Origin of the sequence: Acidovorax sp., from assembly GCF_027492855.1 — a bacterium.
In the GTDB taxonomy this organism is placed as follows: Bacteria; Pseudomonadota; Gammaproteobacteria; order Burkholderiales; family Burkholderiaceae_C; genus Acidovorax.
The window spans coordinates 93,773-106,627 of the sequence record NZ_JAPUDY010000022.1 but is presented as its reverse complement, the minus strand read 5'-3'; the positions used below and the strand labels follow the sequence as shown (position 1 = coordinate 106,627).

The 12,855-nt window shown below is 62.7% G+C and carries 21 protein-coding genes; 17 read left to right on the top strand and 4 right to left on the bottom strand.

Annotation, left to right across the window (positions count from 1 at the left end; all coding sequences use genetic code 11):
- From rpsJ to Q0105_RS04330, 12 genes are all read left to right on the top strand, one after another.
- On the top strand, positions 1–165 hold a 165-nt coding region (gene rpsJ / locus Q0105_RS04385; RefSeq protein WP_298209122.1), incomplete at its 5' end, for a 30S ribosomal protein S10.
- A 214-nt stretch (positions 166–379) separates the two neighbouring features.
- Positions 380–1,054, top strand: coding sequence for a 50S ribosomal protein L3 (rplC, locus tag Q0105_RS04380; RefSeq protein ID WP_298209113.1), 675 nt, complete (start codon positions 380–382; stop codon positions 1,052–1,054).
- The gene (gene rplD / locus Q0105_RS04375) at positions 1,054–1,674 is read left to right on the top strand and encodes a 50S ribosomal protein L4 (RefSeq protein ID WP_010467171.1); all 621 of its coding nucleotides are present in this window, start codon (positions 1,054–1,056) and stop codon (positions 1,672–1,674) included. Before rplC ends, rplD begins: the two co-directional genes overlap by 1 nt.
- Positions 1,671–1,985: a 50S ribosomal protein L23 gene (rplW, locus tag Q0105_RS04370; RefSeq protein ID WP_007847815.1), complete on the top strand. Its 315-nt coding sequence runs from the start codon at positions 1,671–1,673 to the stop codon at positions 1,983–1,985. The genes rplD and rplW overlap by 4 nt, the downstream gene beginning before the upstream one ends.
- Before the next feature lie 2 nt (positions 1,986–1,987).
- Complete coding sequence (gene rplB / locus Q0105_RS04365; RefSeq protein WP_008906426.1) at positions 1,988–2,812, top strand: 50S ribosomal protein L2; 825 nt, start codon at positions 1,988–1,990, stop codon at positions 2,810–2,812.
- Positions 2,813–2,822: 10 nt separating this feature from the next.
- Positions 2,823–3,098: a 30S ribosomal protein S19 gene (gene rpsS, locus Q0105_RS04360; protein ID WP_010467177.1), complete on the top strand. Its 276-nt coding sequence runs from the start codon at positions 2,823–2,825 to the stop codon at positions 3,096–3,098.
- A 9-nt stretch (positions 3,099–3,107) separates the two neighbouring features.
- The gene (gene rplV, locus Q0105_RS04355) at positions 3,108–3,440 is read left to right on the top strand and encodes a 50S ribosomal protein L22 (RefSeq protein ID WP_007847806.1); all 333 of its coding nucleotides are present in this window, start codon (positions 3,108–3,110) and stop codon (positions 3,438–3,440) included.
- A 14-nt stretch (positions 3,441–3,454) separates the two neighbouring features.
- Complete coding sequence (gene rpsC, locus Q0105_RS04350; protein WP_142149114.1) at positions 3,455–4,336, top strand: 30S ribosomal protein S3; 882 nt, start codon at positions 3,455–3,457, stop codon at positions 4,334–4,336.
- Positions 4,337–4,338: 2 nt separating this feature from the next.
- Positions 4,339–4,755, top strand: a complete 417-nt coding sequence (gene rplP, locus Q0105_RS04345) for a 50S ribosomal protein L16 (RefSeq protein ID WP_015012190.1) — start codon at positions 4,339–4,341, stop codon at positions 4,753–4,755.
- Positions 4,756–4,771: 16 nt separating this feature from the next.
- Positions 4,772–4,966, top strand: coding sequence for a 50S ribosomal protein L29 (rpmC, locus tag Q0105_RS04340; protein WP_008906429.1), 195 nt, complete (start codon positions 4,772–4,774; stop codon positions 4,964–4,966).
- 9 nt (positions 4,967–4,975) lie between these two features.
- Positions 4,976–5,245 carry a 30S ribosomal protein S17 gene (rpsQ, locus tag Q0105_RS04335; protein WP_298209102.1) on the top strand — a complete coding sequence of 90 codons (270 nt, stop codon included), beginning with the start codon at positions 4,976–4,978 and terminating at the stop codon, positions 5,243–5,245.
- A 180-nt stretch (positions 5,246–5,425) separates the two neighbouring features.
- A complete protein-coding gene (locus tag Q0105_RS04330) occupies positions 5,426–5,935 on the top strand; it encodes a peroxiredoxin (protein WP_298209100.1) in 510 nt (169 codons plus the stop codon).
- Positions 5,936–5,948: 13 nt separating this feature from the next.
- On the opposite strand, the gene Q0105_RS04325 is transcribed toward Q0105_RS04330, so the two are convergent.
- From Q0105_RS04325 to Q0105_RS04315, 3 genes are all read right to left on the bottom strand, one after another.
- Entirely contained in the window at positions 5,949–7,517 is a 1,569-nt protein-coding gene (locus Q0105_RS04325; protein WP_298209096.1) for a reverse transcriptase family protein, read from the bottom strand.
- Between the two features lie 248 nt (positions 7,518–7,765).
- On the bottom strand, positions 7,766–8,257 hold the full coding sequence (locus Q0105_RS04320) for a GNAT family N-acetyltransferase (protein WP_298209094.1): 492 nt from the start codon (positions 8,255–8,257) through the stop codon (positions 7,766–7,768).
- Between the two features lie 54 nt (positions 8,258–8,311).
- Complete coding sequence (locus Q0105_RS04315) at positions 8,312–8,995, bottom strand: cytochrome b/b6 domain-containing protein (RefSeq protein WP_298209092.1); 684 nt, start codon at positions 8,993–8,995, stop codon at positions 8,312–8,314.
- Positions 8,996–9,144: 149 nt separating this feature from the next.
- Here Q0105_RS04315 and Q0105_RS04310 point away from each other — a divergent pair, with 149 nt between their 5' ends.
- Positions 9,145–9,600: a cytochrome c gene (locus Q0105_RS04310; RefSeq protein WP_298209091.1), complete on the top strand. Its 456-nt coding sequence runs from the start codon at positions 9,145–9,147 to the stop codon at positions 9,598–9,600.
- 104 nt (positions 9,601–9,704) lie between these two features.
- Here Q0105_RS04310 and Q0105_RS04305 read toward each other — a convergent pair whose 3' ends face one another.
- Positions 9,705–10,208: a TlpA disulfide reductase family protein gene (locus Q0105_RS04305; protein WP_298209089.1), complete on the bottom strand. Its 504-nt coding sequence runs from the start codon at positions 10,206–10,208 to the stop codon at positions 9,705–9,707.
- 161 nt (positions 10,209–10,369) lie between these two features.
- Here Q0105_RS04305 and Q0105_RS04300 point away from each other — a divergent pair, with 161 nt between their 5' ends.
- The 4 genes from Q0105_RS04300 to Q0105_RS04285 are packed head-to-tail and all read left to right on the top strand — an operon-like array spanning position 10,370 to position 12,846.
- Complete coding sequence (locus tag Q0105_RS04300) at positions 10,370–10,906, top strand: hypothetical protein (protein ID WP_298209088.1); 537 nt, start codon at positions 10,370–10,372, stop codon at positions 10,904–10,906.
- Entirely contained in the window at positions 10,903–12,159 is a 1,257-nt protein-coding gene (locus tag Q0105_RS04295; protein WP_298209087.1) for an MFS transporter, read from the top strand. The genes Q0105_RS04300 and Q0105_RS04295 overlap by 4 nt, the downstream gene beginning before the upstream one ends.
- Positions 12,156–12,608: a PTS fructose transporter subunit IIA gene (locus Q0105_RS04290; RefSeq protein WP_298209086.1), complete on the top strand. Its 453-nt coding sequence runs from the start codon at positions 12,156–12,158 to the stop codon at positions 12,606–12,608. Before Q0105_RS04295 ends, Q0105_RS04290 begins: the two co-directional genes overlap by 4 nt.
- Positions 12,577–12,846: an HPr family phosphocarrier protein gene (locus tag Q0105_RS04285; protein WP_298209084.1), complete on the top strand. Its 270-nt coding sequence runs from the start codon at positions 12,577–12,579 to the stop codon at positions 12,844–12,846. The genes Q0105_RS04290 and Q0105_RS04285 overlap by 32 nt, the downstream gene beginning before the upstream one ends.
- Positions 12,847–12,855 lie beyond the last annotated feature (9 nt).

The window sequence follows — 12,855 nt, the reverse complement described above, 5'->3', positions numbered from 1 at the left end:
GACATCCTGCGCTCGCCGCACGTCAACAAGACCAGCCGCGACCAGCTCGAAATCCGCACGCACCAGCGTCTGATGGACATCGTGGACCCTACCGACAAGACGGTGGACGCACTGATGAAGCTCGACCTGCCTGCTGGCGTGGACGTCGAGATCAAGCTGCAGTAATGGCCGTTGCGAGGTGGGTTCGCCCGCCTCGCGATGTCTCAAATAACGCGAACTTGCTTGCAAAAGCAGTTCGCGTTATACTTTAGGGCTTCGCTCAATTTGTGTGCGCTTTTTGGCGCGCGCAGGAGTGGAGTTTTAATAACCCTCTTTCATGCACGCAAGTGCAACGCCGTAGCCAATTGAAGTTGCGGCGGTGGAAGTTTTGGAGAAACAAATGAGTCTGAGCAACTCCCTCGGGTTGCTGGGTCGCAAAGTGGGCATGATGCGTCTGTTCACCGATGATGGGGACGCAGTGCCTGTCACGGTGGTGGATGTGTCCAACAACCGCGTTACCCAGGTCAAAACCCAAGAGAACGATGGCTACGTGGCCCTGCAGGTCACGTTCGGTTCGCGCAAGGCATCGCGTGTGACCAAGCCAGAAGCCGGCCACCTTGCCAAGGCAGGTGTGGAAGCCGGTGAAATCATCCAGGAATTCCGCGTGACCGCAGAAACCGCCGGCAAGTACGCCGCTGGTGCTGCTGTTCCTGCCTCCGATGTGTTTGCCGTGGGCCAAAAGGTCGACGTGCAAGGCACCTCGATCGGTAAGGGCTACGCCGGTACCATCAAGCGCCACAACATGAGCTCGCAGCGCGCGTCGCACGGTAACAGCCGTTCGCACAACGTGCCTGGCTCTATCGGTATGGCACAAGACCCTGGTCGCGTGTTCCCCGGTAAGCGCATGACGGGCCACCTCGGCGACGTCACCAAGACCACGCAAAACCTCGATGTCATCCGCATCGACGAAGCGCGTCAACTGCTCTTGATCAAGGGCGCTATTCCGGGCTCCAAGGGCGGGTTCGTGACGGTGCGTCCAGCGATCAAGGCCAAAGCCTCCAAAGGAGCGAACTAATGCAGCTCGAACTCCTGAATGACCAAGGCCAAGGCGCGTCCAAGCTGGATGTTCCTGAAACCGTGTTCGGTCGTGAATACAACGAAGATCTGGTTCACCAGATCGTGGTGGCTTATCAAGCCAACGCACGCCAAGGCACTCGCGCCCAGAAGGACCGCGAGCAAGTCCGTCACTCGACCAAGAAGCCTTTCAAGCAAAAGGGTACGGGTAACGCACGTGCAGGTATGACCTCTTCGCCACTGTGGCGCGGGGGCGGTCGGATTTTCCCGAACATGCCTGACGAAAACTTCACGCAAAAGATCAACAAGAAGATGTACCGCGCCGGTATGTCTGCCATCTTGTCGCAGCTGGCCCGCGAAGGCCGTCTGGCAGTGGTCGATTCGCTGAAGCTTGACTCGCCCAAGACCAAGGTCCTGGCCGACAAGTTCAAGGCGATGAACCTGCAATCGGTGATGGTGATCGCCGAAGAAGTGGACGAAAACCTGTACCTGGCTTCGCGCAATCTGGTGAACGTGCTCGTCGTCGAGCCCCGTTACGCCGATCCCGTGTCGCTGGTCCGATTCAAGAAAGTGCTCGTCACCAAGGGTGCAATCGACAAACTCAAGGAGATGTTCGCATGAGCACGCTCAAGTTTGACGAAGGTCGTCTGATGCAAGTGCTGGTCGCTCCCATCGTGTCCGAAAAGGCCACCATGGTTGCTGAAAAGTCCAATGCTGTGACGTTCAAGGTGCTGCAGAACGCTACCAAGCCAGAAATCAAGGCCGCTGTGGAATTGATGTTCAAGGTTGAGGTCAAGGGCGTTTCCGTGGTGAACACCAAAGGCAAGACCAAGCGCTTCGGCAAGACCGTGGGCCGCCGCGACAACGTTCGCAAGGCATACGTCACGCTGCAGCCAGGTCAAGAGCTGAACCTCTCCGGGGAGGCCGCGTAATCATGGCTGTCGTAAAGATGAAACCAACCTCGCCCGGCCAACGTGCCGTGGTGAAGGTCACGCGTGACCACCTGTACAAGGGTGAAGCTTACGCCCCCCTGCTGGAGCCACAATTCCAGAAGGCCGGTCGTAACAACAACGGTCACATCACTACCCGTCACAAGGGCGGTGGTCACAAGCACCACTACCGTGTGGTGGACTTCAAGCGCAACAAGGACGGCATTCCAGCCAAGGTTGAGCGCATTGAGTACGACCCCAACCGTACGGCCCACATCGCTCTGGTGTGCTATGCCGACGGCGAGCGTCGCTACATCATCGCTCCCCGCAACCTGGAAGTGGGCGCAACCCTGCTGTCCGGTTCGGAAGCCCCGATCCGCGCTGGCAACACGCTGCCTATCCGCAACATCCCCGTGGGTTCGACCATCCACTGCATCGAGCTCAAGCCCGGTGCCGGTGCACAGATCGCACGCTCGGCCGGTGCTTCGGCAACGCTGCTGGCCCGTGAAGGCGTCTACGCTCAGGTGCGTATGCGCTCGGGTGAAGTGCGCAAGATCCACATCGAATGCCGCGCCACCATTGGTGAAGTGGCCAACGAAGAACACAGCCTGCGCCAACTGGGCAAGGCCGGTGTGAAGCGCTGGATGGGTATTCGCCCAACGGTTCGCGGCGTTGCCATGAACCCAGTGGATCACCCTCACGGTGGTGGCGAAGGCCGCACCGGCGAAGGCCGCCATGCAGTCGATCCTTGGGGCAATCTGACCAAGGGTTATCGCACCCGTAACAACAAGCGCACACAGATCATGATCGTGTCGCGTCGCAAGAAGTAAGGGGTAACAGATGACTCGCTCTCTTAAAAAGGGTCCATTTGTTGACCATCACTTGCTGGCCAAGGTCGAAAAGGCCGTCGCCACCAAGGACAAGAAACCAGTCAAGACCTGGTCGCGTCGCTCCATGGTTCTGCCCGAGTTCATCGGTCTGACCATTGCCGTGCACAACGGCAAGCAGCACGTACCTGTCTATGTCACCGACCAGATGGTGGGCCACAAGCTGGGCGAATTCGCCCTGACGCGCACCTTCAAGGGTCACCCCGCTGACAAAAAAGCGAAGAAGTAAGGAACGACCATGTCTGAAACACGTGCAGTCCTCCGGGGCGTCCGTCTGTCGGTCGACAAGGGCCGTCTGGTCGCCGATCTGATCCGCGGCAAGAAGGTGGACCAGGCTCTGAACATCCTGAACTTCACGCAGAAAAAAGCTGCGGGAATCGTCAAGAAGGTTCTGGAGTCGGCCATCGCCAACGCCGAACACAACGATGGCGCTGACATCGACGAATTGAAGGTCAAGACCATCTACGTCGAACAAGGCACCACGCTCAAGCGCTTCACCGCGCGCGCCAAAGGCCGCGGCAACCGCATCAGCAAGCCCACGTGCCATGTGTACGTGACGGTTGGCAACTAAAGGCTCGGAAGACTATGGGACAAAAAATCCATCCTACCGGCTTCCGCCTTGCGGTCAGCCGCAACTGGTCCAGCCGTTGGTACGCTAGCAACCGCGACTTCGCGGGCATGCTGGCCGAAGACATCAAGGTGCGCGAGTACCTGAAGGCCAAGTTGAAGAACGCCGCCGTGTCGCGCATCCTGATCGAGCGTCCTGCCAAGAACGCCCGCATCACCATTTACTCGGCACGTCCTGGTGTGGTGATCGGCAAGAAGGGTGAAGACATTGAGAACCTCAAGAAGGAACTCGCTGCTCGCCTGGGCGTGCCCGTCGCAGTGAACATCGAAGAAGTGCGTAAGCCCGAAATCGATGCCAAGCTGATCGCCGACAGCATCACGCAACAGCTCGAAAAGCGGATCATGTTCCGCCGCGCCATGAAGCGTGCCATGCAAAACGCCATGCGTCTGGGTGCCCAGGGCATCAAGATCATGTCGTCCGGCCGTCTGAACGGTATCGAAATCGCTCGCTGCGAGTGGTACCGCGAAGGCCGCGTGCCACTTCACACGCTGCGCGCTGACATCGACTACGGCACCTCTGAAGCCAAGACCACCTATGGTGTGATCGGCGTCAAGGTCTGGGTCTACAAGGGTGACACGCTGGGCCGCAATGACCTGCCCGCCGTGGAAACGCCTCGTCCAGACGAAGAGCGCCGCCCACGCGGCCCACGCCGTGATGGCCGCCCAGGTGGCGACCGTCCAGGCGCAGGCCGTGGCCCACGTCGTCCTGTCGGTGGCAACACCGCTCCGGCCGACGGCAGCGACAAGCCAGCGGAAGCTGGTGGCGCTGATAACACCGCCGTTAAGCGCGTACGCAAAGTCGCCGCGCCCGCTACAGCAGCGGACGGAAAAGGAGAATAAGTATGCTGCAACCTGCTCGCCGCAAGTACCGCAAGGAGCAAAAGGGCCGTAATACCGGTGTCGCAACGCGGGGTGCCTCCGTTGCGTTCGGTGATTTCGGTCTGAAGTGCACCGATCGTGGCCGTCTGACGGCCCGCCAGATCGAAGCTGCACGCCGTGCGATTTCCCGTCACGTCAAGCGTGGCGGCCGTATCTGGATCCGCGTGTTCCCGGACAAGCCAATCTCTACCAAGCCCGCAGAAGTGCGTATGGGTAACGGTAAGGGCAACCCCGAGTACTACGTGGCCGAAATCCAGCCCGGCAAGATCGTTTTCGAGATCGTCGGTGTGCCCGAAGAACTGGCCCGTGAAGCGTTCCGCCTGGCTGCTGCCAAGCTGCCGCTGCGCACCACGTTCGTCAGCCGTCACCTTGGCGCGTAATTCAGGAGAACAAGCAATGAAGACTACTGAACTGCGCCAAAAAGACGTCGCCGGTATCGAAGCCGAAATCAAGGCTCTGCAAAAGGCCCATTTCGGCCTGCGCATGCAGAAGGCTACGCAGCAATTGGGTAACACCAACACGCTGCGCACCACCCGCCGCGATATCGCCCGTGCCAAGACCATTCTTGCTGAAAAGCAAGCCGCCAAGTAAGGAGCCCACATGACGGAACCTAAAAAATCCCTCAAGCGCACCTTGGTTGGCAAGGTGGTCAGCGACAAGCGTCAAAAGACTGTGACCGTGCTGGTCGAGCGCCGTGTGAAACACGAGCTCTACGGCAAGATCGTGGCCAAGTCGAGCAAGTACCACGCCCATGACGAAAAGGGCGAGTACAAGCTGGGCGACACGATCGAAATCACCGAGAGCCGTCCGCTCTCCAAGACCAAGAACTGGGTTGCTACCCGCTTGGTGCAAAAGGCTGGCCTGCTGTAATCGCAGCGCTGCATTGAAGTCCGGGGCAAAACCCTGGACTGCAAGGCCCTTCAAAACGACCCACAATGTGGGTCGTTTTGCTTTGTGGGCGCCGTTTTTTCGGCGGCCCCTGCAGATTCCTGGGCTCCATCGCTTCCGATGGCCCCACTCATTCACGCATTTATTTCCAAGGAGACAACAATGATCAAAGTCGGTGACACCCTGCCAGCCAGCACGCTAATGGAGTATTCGGAAGTGGAGGGCGAAGGCTGCAGCATTGGCCCAAACCCCGTGCCAGTGGACAAGGCCACGGCGGGCAAGACGATTGCCCTGTTCGCGCTGCCCGGCGCCTTCACGCCCACCTGCTCGGCCAAACATGTGCCAGGCTATGTGGAAAAAGTGGCCGAGTTCAAGGCCGCTGGCGTGGATGAAATCTGGTGCGTGAGCGTGAACGACGCCTTCGTGATGGGCGCTTGGGCGCGCGACCAGAAGACCGACGGCAAGGTGCGCATGCTGGGCGACGGCGATGCCACGTTTGCCAAGGCCACCGGCCTCACGCTGGACCTGACCGGCAAGGGCCTGGGGCTGCGCAGCAACCGCTACTCGATGCTGGTGCGCGATGGCAAGGTGGTCACGCTCAACGTGGAAGCCCCTGGCAAGTTCGAGGTGAGCGACGCCGCCACGCTGCTCCAGCAGGCCCAAAAGGCTTGAGGCTAGCGTTGCCCTAAGTCGTCGTTGTAAATCGGATGGTATCGAACAGGCGCATCAACTTGTCCTTGCGCGTCGATGCCAGCCACTGACCGGCCCAGTGGAGTTCTCCAGCAACCTGGGCGCGCTCGTTTGCGTCCACCTGAGACAGGTTCGCCAGCCGATGTAGCCGTGCCTTGAGCGTGTCGTACTGGGCGCGGCTGTAGTTCGCGCGCTGATTGACCACCAAGCCCGTGACGTACTGCCGCTGGTGCGCGGGCATCACGCGGGTTTTATCCACACGCAGTGTGAAGCCCTCATCCTGCGCAATGGCGCTTACCCAGGCGCGCAGCGCTCCAAACTGGCCGCGCAACGCCTTGGGGCCGGAGAACACAAGGTCGTCGGCATAGCGTGTGTAACACGCGCCAAAGCGTTGAGCCAGCGCATGCAGCCGCAGGTCCAGCTCGAAGGCGCACAGATTGGCCAGATTCGGCGATGTGGGAGCACCTTGCGGCAGATGGGGCTGCGCCAGGCGTATGGCGATGGCCCGGCGCTGCGCAATGGCCTGTGGCGGAATCGGCGTTGTTTCCAGCAGGCGTTCGCGAATGGCCTGGGGTGTGCGTGTGGTGGTCAGGCGCGTCAGCAAGTCGGCGGCAGAGCGGCCATGCCCCAGCGCGCGCCACAGTGCTCGCACGCGCGTGGCATTGATGCTTGTAAAAAAATCGGCCAAATCGAAACGGATCACCACCGCTTGGTTCGTGTGAACCTGTGCGTGGCTGCCCACGCTGCGGCCGCGCACAAAGCCGTGCGCGGCCTCGTGGGTTGGAACTCCTGCCAACAAGGTGTCGAGGATGCGACGCTGGGCGACGGCGAGGCGCGGGCGTGGCGCCTCCAGCAAGCGTAAGCCGCCACTCGGCTTGGGCAGCAGGCGGTAGCGGTAATGCGAAGAGGGCAGCGCGTGGCCTCCGTCTTGCCGCTCGCGCCATTGCGCATGTTCGGGCGCGAGCCACAGCAGATCCTCCTGTGGCACACCCAGGGCCTGCGTGACGTCATGTGCTGATGCAAGCACAGGCGTTTTGCTGTCGCGTCCCATCCATGCAGGATGTGGACCCGCTGTGCCTGGCCGCAGCAGCCAGCGCAGGGGCATGCCTGAGCGCGGAGTGGCGGCCCAGGTGCGAAATGCTTGGGCGAGTTCGAGGGCGGTCCATTGATGCAATGGCAAGGTGGGATGTGCGTCGTCCTCATCGGCCAGGCCGTCGTGCCAGTCTTCGGCCTCTAGGTCCGCGTCTTCTGGCGCCAGGGGCTGTACCGAGCCACCGCGCACCCCCGCCTTGCGCCGCCAGTAGCCGCAGCAAAACCACGTCGCCAGGTCTTCCGGCTCCAGCCGAGCCCATTCGGATGTGGACACGATGGATACGCGGCGTAATTGCTCGAACAGAGCTTCGGGCAGGGGGCGTGGGTCTTGCCCTGGGGTGGTATGGCCAAGGCAGTTTCCTGCCCGCGCAGCCAGTGCCCGGATCGTGCGGCCCTCGGGGGGCGCGGAATCGGCCAGCACGGCCATGGACAAGGCCTTGGCCAGTGCGCGGGCGCGTGGGGGAATGATCACGAAATGGTGTGCTACTGCAGTGGGTTGGCCTGGCACCAACCAGCGGGTTGGGCGCGAACTGCTTGCCATGCGTGGCAGATGGTTCGCGCGCCGCAATGAGCGCGTTTCAATAAAACACCGTGAGGCTGCCCCACGGCTCGAACCCTAACAGGCTCGAAATGCTTGGCACCAGGCCGCTGTGATTTTATGCTTGCTGCCAAAATAATAGCTATCGGTGCATGCCCAATGCGCCCCAAAGCACAAAAAGGCTAAAAAATGTCGACCTTAAGGTAATGCGCCCCCGCAATGGGGTTGTGGTAGTAGGGCGGGATCTCTTCAAAGCCCAGGTCGGTGTACAGCGCGCGCGCTGATTCCATTTCGTCCAGCGTGTCGAGCAAAACGCAGGCGTAGCCCGCTTGCCGGGCGCGGTCAAGCATGGCTTCGGCCAGCTCGCGCCCCAGGCCAAACCCCCGGAACGCCTTGCGCACATACAGGCGTTTCATCTCGCTGGCGTTGGGGTAGTCGGCCGTGTCCAGCGGCCTCAGGGCGCAGCAGCCGGCTATGGAGCCCTCCACCTCCGCCAGCAGCAAGGCCCCGCGTGGCTCTGCGTAGTCGCCGGGCAATTCGGCGAGCTCGTTTTCGAAGTCTTGAAAACACAAGTCCACGCTCAGCGTGCTGGCGTACTCGCGGAAGATGTCACGGACGGCGTCCATCTCGGCGGGCGAGTTGGCGATCCGCAGGGTGATAGAGGGCTTGTCCAAGGCGCTGGGGATTCGAAATCAACAAAGACGGAACCCGCAGTGTAGCGATTTCGCTCAGAAGCCTGCCGCCATGCCCAGCGATGACACCCACCAGGCCACACCCGCGCAGAGGGCCAGCACGGCCAAGGCCAGAAGGCGGCTTGGGGCATCGTCGCGCGACGGCGTGGCGGGCGCGGGGAGCGTTTTGTCGCCGCCCAGCATGGGTTTGACGAGTGGTTGCCTGCGCACCCGCGCGTAGAAGATGATGGCCAGCACATGCAGGGCCACCAGCCCCAGCACGAGGTACTGGCCGATGTCCTTGTGGTAACCGGTGGCCTGGCCGACCACTGCGTTCGAAACAAAACGGGTCAGCGGGCCCGCAAAGGCGATTTCGTCGTCGCTGAGCAAGCCGGTGCCCACCTGCGCCATCAGCACGGCCAGCAGTGCGAACACCGACAGGGCGCCCAGTGGGCTGTGTCCCACGCCGTCCTCTGGGTGTGGTGTGCCGCGCAGGTAGCGCACCAGCCGTGCTGGCGAATACAGAAAGGCCGAGAACCGCGACCAGCGCCCGCCGATCAGCCCCCAGACCAGACGGAACAGCAGCAGCGCCAGCACCGTGTAGCCCAGCCGAAAGTGCCATTCCATGGCGTTGCCGCCCACCTTGGCGGTGATGACCAGTGCCACCACGCAGATGGCCAGCGTCCAGTGAAACAGGCGGGTGGGGAGGTCCCAGATGCGTACGGTGTGTTGCGTCGTCATGGCGGCAGGGGTGGGGAAGGGCGGATGGCCGCATTGTGAAGGTGGTTGGCCTCGTCTGGAAGATCGCCGTCTGCGAAATCGCCCGCAAATTGGCATACTCCGATCGGGAAGAAAAATATTGATTCACCTCACGACAAAGGAAATCTCCCATGAAAGCATTTGCCGCAATTGCTCTCGCCGCCGCCACGCTGACGCTGTCGGCCCCGGCCTCGGCCCAGTTCGCCAAGGCCGAAGACGCCATCAAATACCGCCAGAGCGCGCTTTTTGTGATGGGCCAGCACTTTGGCCGCATTGGGGCCATGGCCAACGGCCGCGCGCCGTTTGATGCCAAGGCCGCGCAAGAGAATGCCGAGGTGGTGGCCCAGATGGCCAAGCTGCCTTGGGCGGGCTTTGGTGCGGGCACCGACAAGGGCGCGCCCACCAAGGCCCTGCCCGAGATCTGGACCGAGCAGGCCAAGTTCAAGGAGCATGCCGACAAGCTGGAGGCCGAGGCCGTCAAGCTCGCTGCCGCTGCCAAGACGGGCAGCCTGGACAACCTCAAGACCGCCTTTGGTGCGACCGCAGGCAGCTGCAAGGCCTGCCACGACAGCTACCGTGGCAAGTAATTTGCTATCAAATAAATAGCTGTTAGCGCTTATTCATCAAGCGCAAGGGGCTGATTTCATGCGAAATCAGCCCCTTGTTGTATGGGCAGGGCGCGTGGCCTTCGTCAGGTCTCGGCCAGCAGCTTCTCGATGAGCTGGTGCAGCTCGGGGAAGTTGGGCGCGCCCACGTAGGTTTTGACGATTTCGCCGCGTTTGTTGACGATGAAGGTTGAGGGCGTGAGCCGCACGTCGCCCCAGGCCTTGGCCACGTTGCCGGTGTTGTCGATGGCCACCTTGAACGGCAGCTTGCGCGTTTCGGCAAAGTTCACCACGTAGCTGGGCGGGTCATAGCTCATGGCCACGGCCAGGGTGTCGAAGCCCTTGCTGTTGTATTTGTTGTAGGTGGCGATGATCTCGGGCATCTCGGCCACGCAGGTGGTGCAGCTTGTGGCCCAGAAATTCACCAGGGTGACCTTGCCCTTCATGTCGGCGGTGGACTGGCTCGTGCCGTCCAGCAGCACGAAGGTCGATGCGGGCGCTTCTGCGCGGCCCGTGTCCAGGTACACATAGGCGCCCACGGCCACGAACGCCGCCACTGCCACACCTGCTGCCCAATGTTTGATCGCCATGACTTTCACCATCCATCCCAAAAAACGAAGGGGCTGAGACCCCGCCCGTTATTGTGCCGGAGGGGGCGCCCAGCAAGGGTGGAGTCAGCCCGCCCGCGAAAGTTCGGGGGCAAAGCGCGAGGCGGCACACGGCCTGGGGCCGCACTGCCGATAATTCCCCGATGAAATGGACACTGACCGGGGCTGCTGCCCTGCTGTTGCTCGCGGGCTGCAGCCCCGCGCTGAATTGGCGCACCGTGCCGCTGCCCGAGGCGGACCTCACCATCACCCTGCCGTGCAAACCCGACCAGGCCACCCGCACTGTGGAGCTGGCTGGTGTGCCCGTGGAGCTGAGCATGGCGGGCTGCGATGCTGACGGCGCGACGTTTGCGGTGTCCCACGCGGTGCTGGCCGACCCGGCCCAGGTGGGCACGGCGCTCACACACTGGCGGGCTGCTGCTTTGGCGCGGCTGGGCGCTGGCGCGGCCGCCAGTGCCAAAGACATACCCTACGCGCCGCGCGGCACCTTGGCGCTGCCGCAATCGGTGCGCACCGTGGCCCAGGGGCAACGTGCCGACGGCAGCGCGGTCACGGCGCAGGCCGTGTGGTTTGCGCGTGCGGCGGGCACCCAGGTGCGGCTGTACCACGCGGTGGTCTATAGCCCAAAGCCCCGGCCTGAGGTGGCCGACCAGTTCTTCGCCGGACTGGTGTTGCCATGAGCGGCAGCAGCGTGCTGCCGCGGCGTGCGGCCATCATCGTTTTCCTGGCATTTGCCTTTGCCTACTTTCTGTCGGCGCTGGTGCGGGCCGTCACGGCCACCTTGGCGCCCACGCTGGCAGAGGAGTTCAGCCTGCAGGCCCGCGACCTGGGGTTGCTGGCGGGTGGGTATTTTCTGGGCTTTGCGGCCACGCAACTGCCGCTGGGTGCCTGGTTGGACCGCCATGGCCCCAAGAAGGTGGCGCTGGGCTTTCTGGGCGTGGCCGTGGTGGGCAGCTTTGTGTTCTCGGCCGCCACCGGCTTCTCTGGTCTGCTGGCCGGGCGCGTGCTGTGCGGCGCGGGTGTCAGCGCCTGCCTGATGGCGCCGCTCACGGGCTATCGCCGCTGGCTGGAGCCCGTGGCCCAGATGCGGGCGAATTCGTGGATGCTGATGACCGGTTCGCTGGGTATGGTGGCCTCTACCCTGCCGGTGCAATGGGCGCTGCCGCTGGTGGGCTGGCGCCCGCTGTTCTGGGGGCTGGCGGTGCTGATCGCACTGTCGATGGTGGTCATCGCCATCTGGGTGCCAGGCTGGGGCGCGGCCAGCGAAAAACCTGCCGATGCCGATGCTGTTGCCGTGCCCCAGGGTTACGGCGTGGTGTGGCGCCATCCCTATTTTCAGCGCCTGGCGCCCCTGGGTTTCTTTTGCTACGGCGGCATGGTCGCCATGCAGACGCTGTGGGCCGGGCCGTGGATGCAGCGTGTGGCGGGTTACACCGCCCTGGAGGCGGCCACCGGGCTGTTCTGGATCAATGTGTCCATGCTGTGCACGTTCTGGAGCTGGGGCATGCTCAACCCCTGGCTGCTGCGCAAGGGTTTTGGCGCCGATCGGCTCATGGCAATGGGCCTGCCGCTGTGCCTGGTGGTGTTGCTGGGCATCATCCTGGCCGGGCCGCAGGCGGGGGGCGGTGCCTGGGCCTTGTTCTGCGTGTCGTGCACCTTCGTGTCGCTGTCGCAGCCTGCCGTGGCGATGGCGTTTCCGCAGGCGCTGGCGGGGCGTGCGCTGTCGGCCTACAACCTGGTGATTTTTGCGGGCGTGTTTGTGGTGCAGTGGGGCATTGGCCTGGCGGTGGATGCCTTTGCCGCTGCCGGTTTGGACACGGTGCCCGCCTTTAAGGCGGCCATGGCGGTGTACCTGGCGTGCAACGCCAGCGCCTATGCGTGGTTCCTGCTGCGGGGGCGGCGCCATAATGTGCTGTCAACCCCTGCACCATGAGCACCACCAGCATCCTCATCATTGCCCACGCCCCGCTGGCCCACGCGCTGCGCGAATGTGCGCTGCACGTGTTTCCCGACAGTGGCGACAGCGTGGCCGCCCTGGACGTGTTGCCCAACCAGCCCCCTGAAGAGTCGCTGGCCCAGGCACGCATCCTTCTGGAGCAATTGGGCACGGACACCACCCTGGTGCTGACCGATGTATTTGGCGCCACGCCCTGCAACGTTGCGCAGCGCCTGGTGGATGGCGTGCGCTCGCGCCTGGTCACGGGCGTCAACCTGCCAATGCTGCTGCGTGCCGTGAGCTACCGGGCCGAGCCACTCGACTCCGTGGTCACCCGCGCCGTGGTGGGTGGCACGCAAGGGGTGATGCAGGTGGCCATCTCCGCGCCGCAGAACCAGAACCGCCGAAACCGACATGATCAAGACCCGTACGACCATCAGCAATAAATTGGGCCTGCATGCCCGCGCCTCAGCCAAGCTCACCAAGCTGGCGGGCAGCTTCCCCTGCGACGTTTTCATGAGCCGTGGCGAGCGCCGCATCAACGCCAAGAGCATCATGGGCGTGATGATGCTGGCCGCGGGCATGGGCTCTGAAGTGGAGCTGGAAACCAACGGCGACCGCGAGCAGGAGGCCATGGATGCCCTGCTGGCGCTGATCAACGACAAGTTTGGCGAAGGCGAATGAGTCTGCCAG

What these genes read in the sequence shown, in the direction of transcription:
- rplC (WP_298209113.1), top strand. Translation starts at nt 380, where the DNA reads ATGAGTCTGAGCAACTCCCTCGGGTTGCTGGGTCGCAAAGTGGGCATG.
- rplD (WP_010467171.1), top strand. Translation starts at nt 1,054, where the DNA reads ATGCAGCTCGAACTCCTGAATGACCAAGGCCAAGGCGCGTCCAAGCTG.
- rplW (WP_007847815.1), top strand. Translation starts at nt 1,671, where the DNA reads ATGAGCACGCTCAAGTTTGACGAAGGTCGTCTGATGCAAGTGCTGGTC.
- rplB (WP_008906426.1), top strand. Translation starts at nt 1,988, where the DNA reads ATGGCTGTCGTAAAGATGAAACCAACCTCGCCCGGCCAACGTGCCGTG.
- rpsS (WP_010467177.1), top strand. Translation starts at nt 2,823, where the DNA reads ATGACTCGCTCTCTTAAAAAGGGTCCATTTGTTGACCATCACTTGCTG.
- rplV (WP_007847806.1), top strand. Translation starts at nt 3,108, where the DNA reads ATGTCTGAAACACGTGCAGTCCTCCGGGGCGTCCGTCTGTCGGTCGAC.
- rpsC (WP_142149114.1), top strand. Translation starts at nt 3,455, where the DNA reads ATGGGACAAAAAATCCATCCTACCGGCTTCCGCCTTGCGGTCAGCCGC.
- rplP (WP_015012190.1), top strand. Translation starts at nt 4,339, where the DNA reads ATGCTGCAACCTGCTCGCCGCAAGTACCGCAAGGAGCAAAAGGGCCGT.
- rpmC (WP_008906429.1), top strand. Translation starts at nt 4,772, where the DNA reads ATGAAGACTACTGAACTGCGCCAAAAAGACGTCGCCGGTATCGAAGCC.
- rpsQ (WP_298209102.1), top strand. Translation starts at nt 4,976, where the DNA reads ATGACGGAACCTAAAAAATCCCTCAAGCGCACCTTGGTTGGCAAGGTG.
- Q0105_RS04330 (WP_298209100.1), top strand. Translation starts at nt 5,426, where the DNA reads ATGATCAAAGTCGGTGACACCCTGCCAGCCAGCACGCTAATGGAGTAT.
- Q0105_RS04315 (WP_298209092.1), bottom strand. Translation starts at nt 8,995, where the DNA reads ATGACGACGCAACACACCGTACGCATCTGGGACCTCCCCACCCGCCTG.
- Q0105_RS04310 (WP_298209091.1), top strand. Translation starts at nt 9,145, where the DNA reads ATGAAAGCATTTGCCGCAATTGCTCTCGCCGCCGCCACGCTGACGCTG.
- Q0105_RS04305 (WP_298209089.1), bottom strand. Translation starts at nt 10,208, where the DNA reads ATGGCGATCAAACATTGGGCAGCAGGTGTGGCAGTGGCGGCGTTCGTG.
- Q0105_RS04300 (WP_298209088.1), top strand. Translation starts at nt 10,370, where the DNA reads ATGAAATGGACACTGACCGGGGCTGCTGCCCTGCTGTTGCTCGCGGGC.
- Q0105_RS04295 (WP_298209087.1), top strand. Translation starts at nt 10,903, where the DNA reads ATGAGCGGCAGCAGCGTGCTGCCGCGGCGTGCGGCCATCATCGTTTTC.
- Q0105_RS04290 (WP_298209086.1), top strand. Translation starts at nt 12,156, where the DNA reads ATGAGCACCACCAGCATCCTCATCATTGCCCACGCCCCGCTGGCCCAC.
- Q0105_RS04285 (WP_298209084.1), top strand. Translation starts at nt 12,577, where the DNA reads ATGATCAAGACCCGTACGACCATCAGCAATAAATTGGGCCTGCATGCC.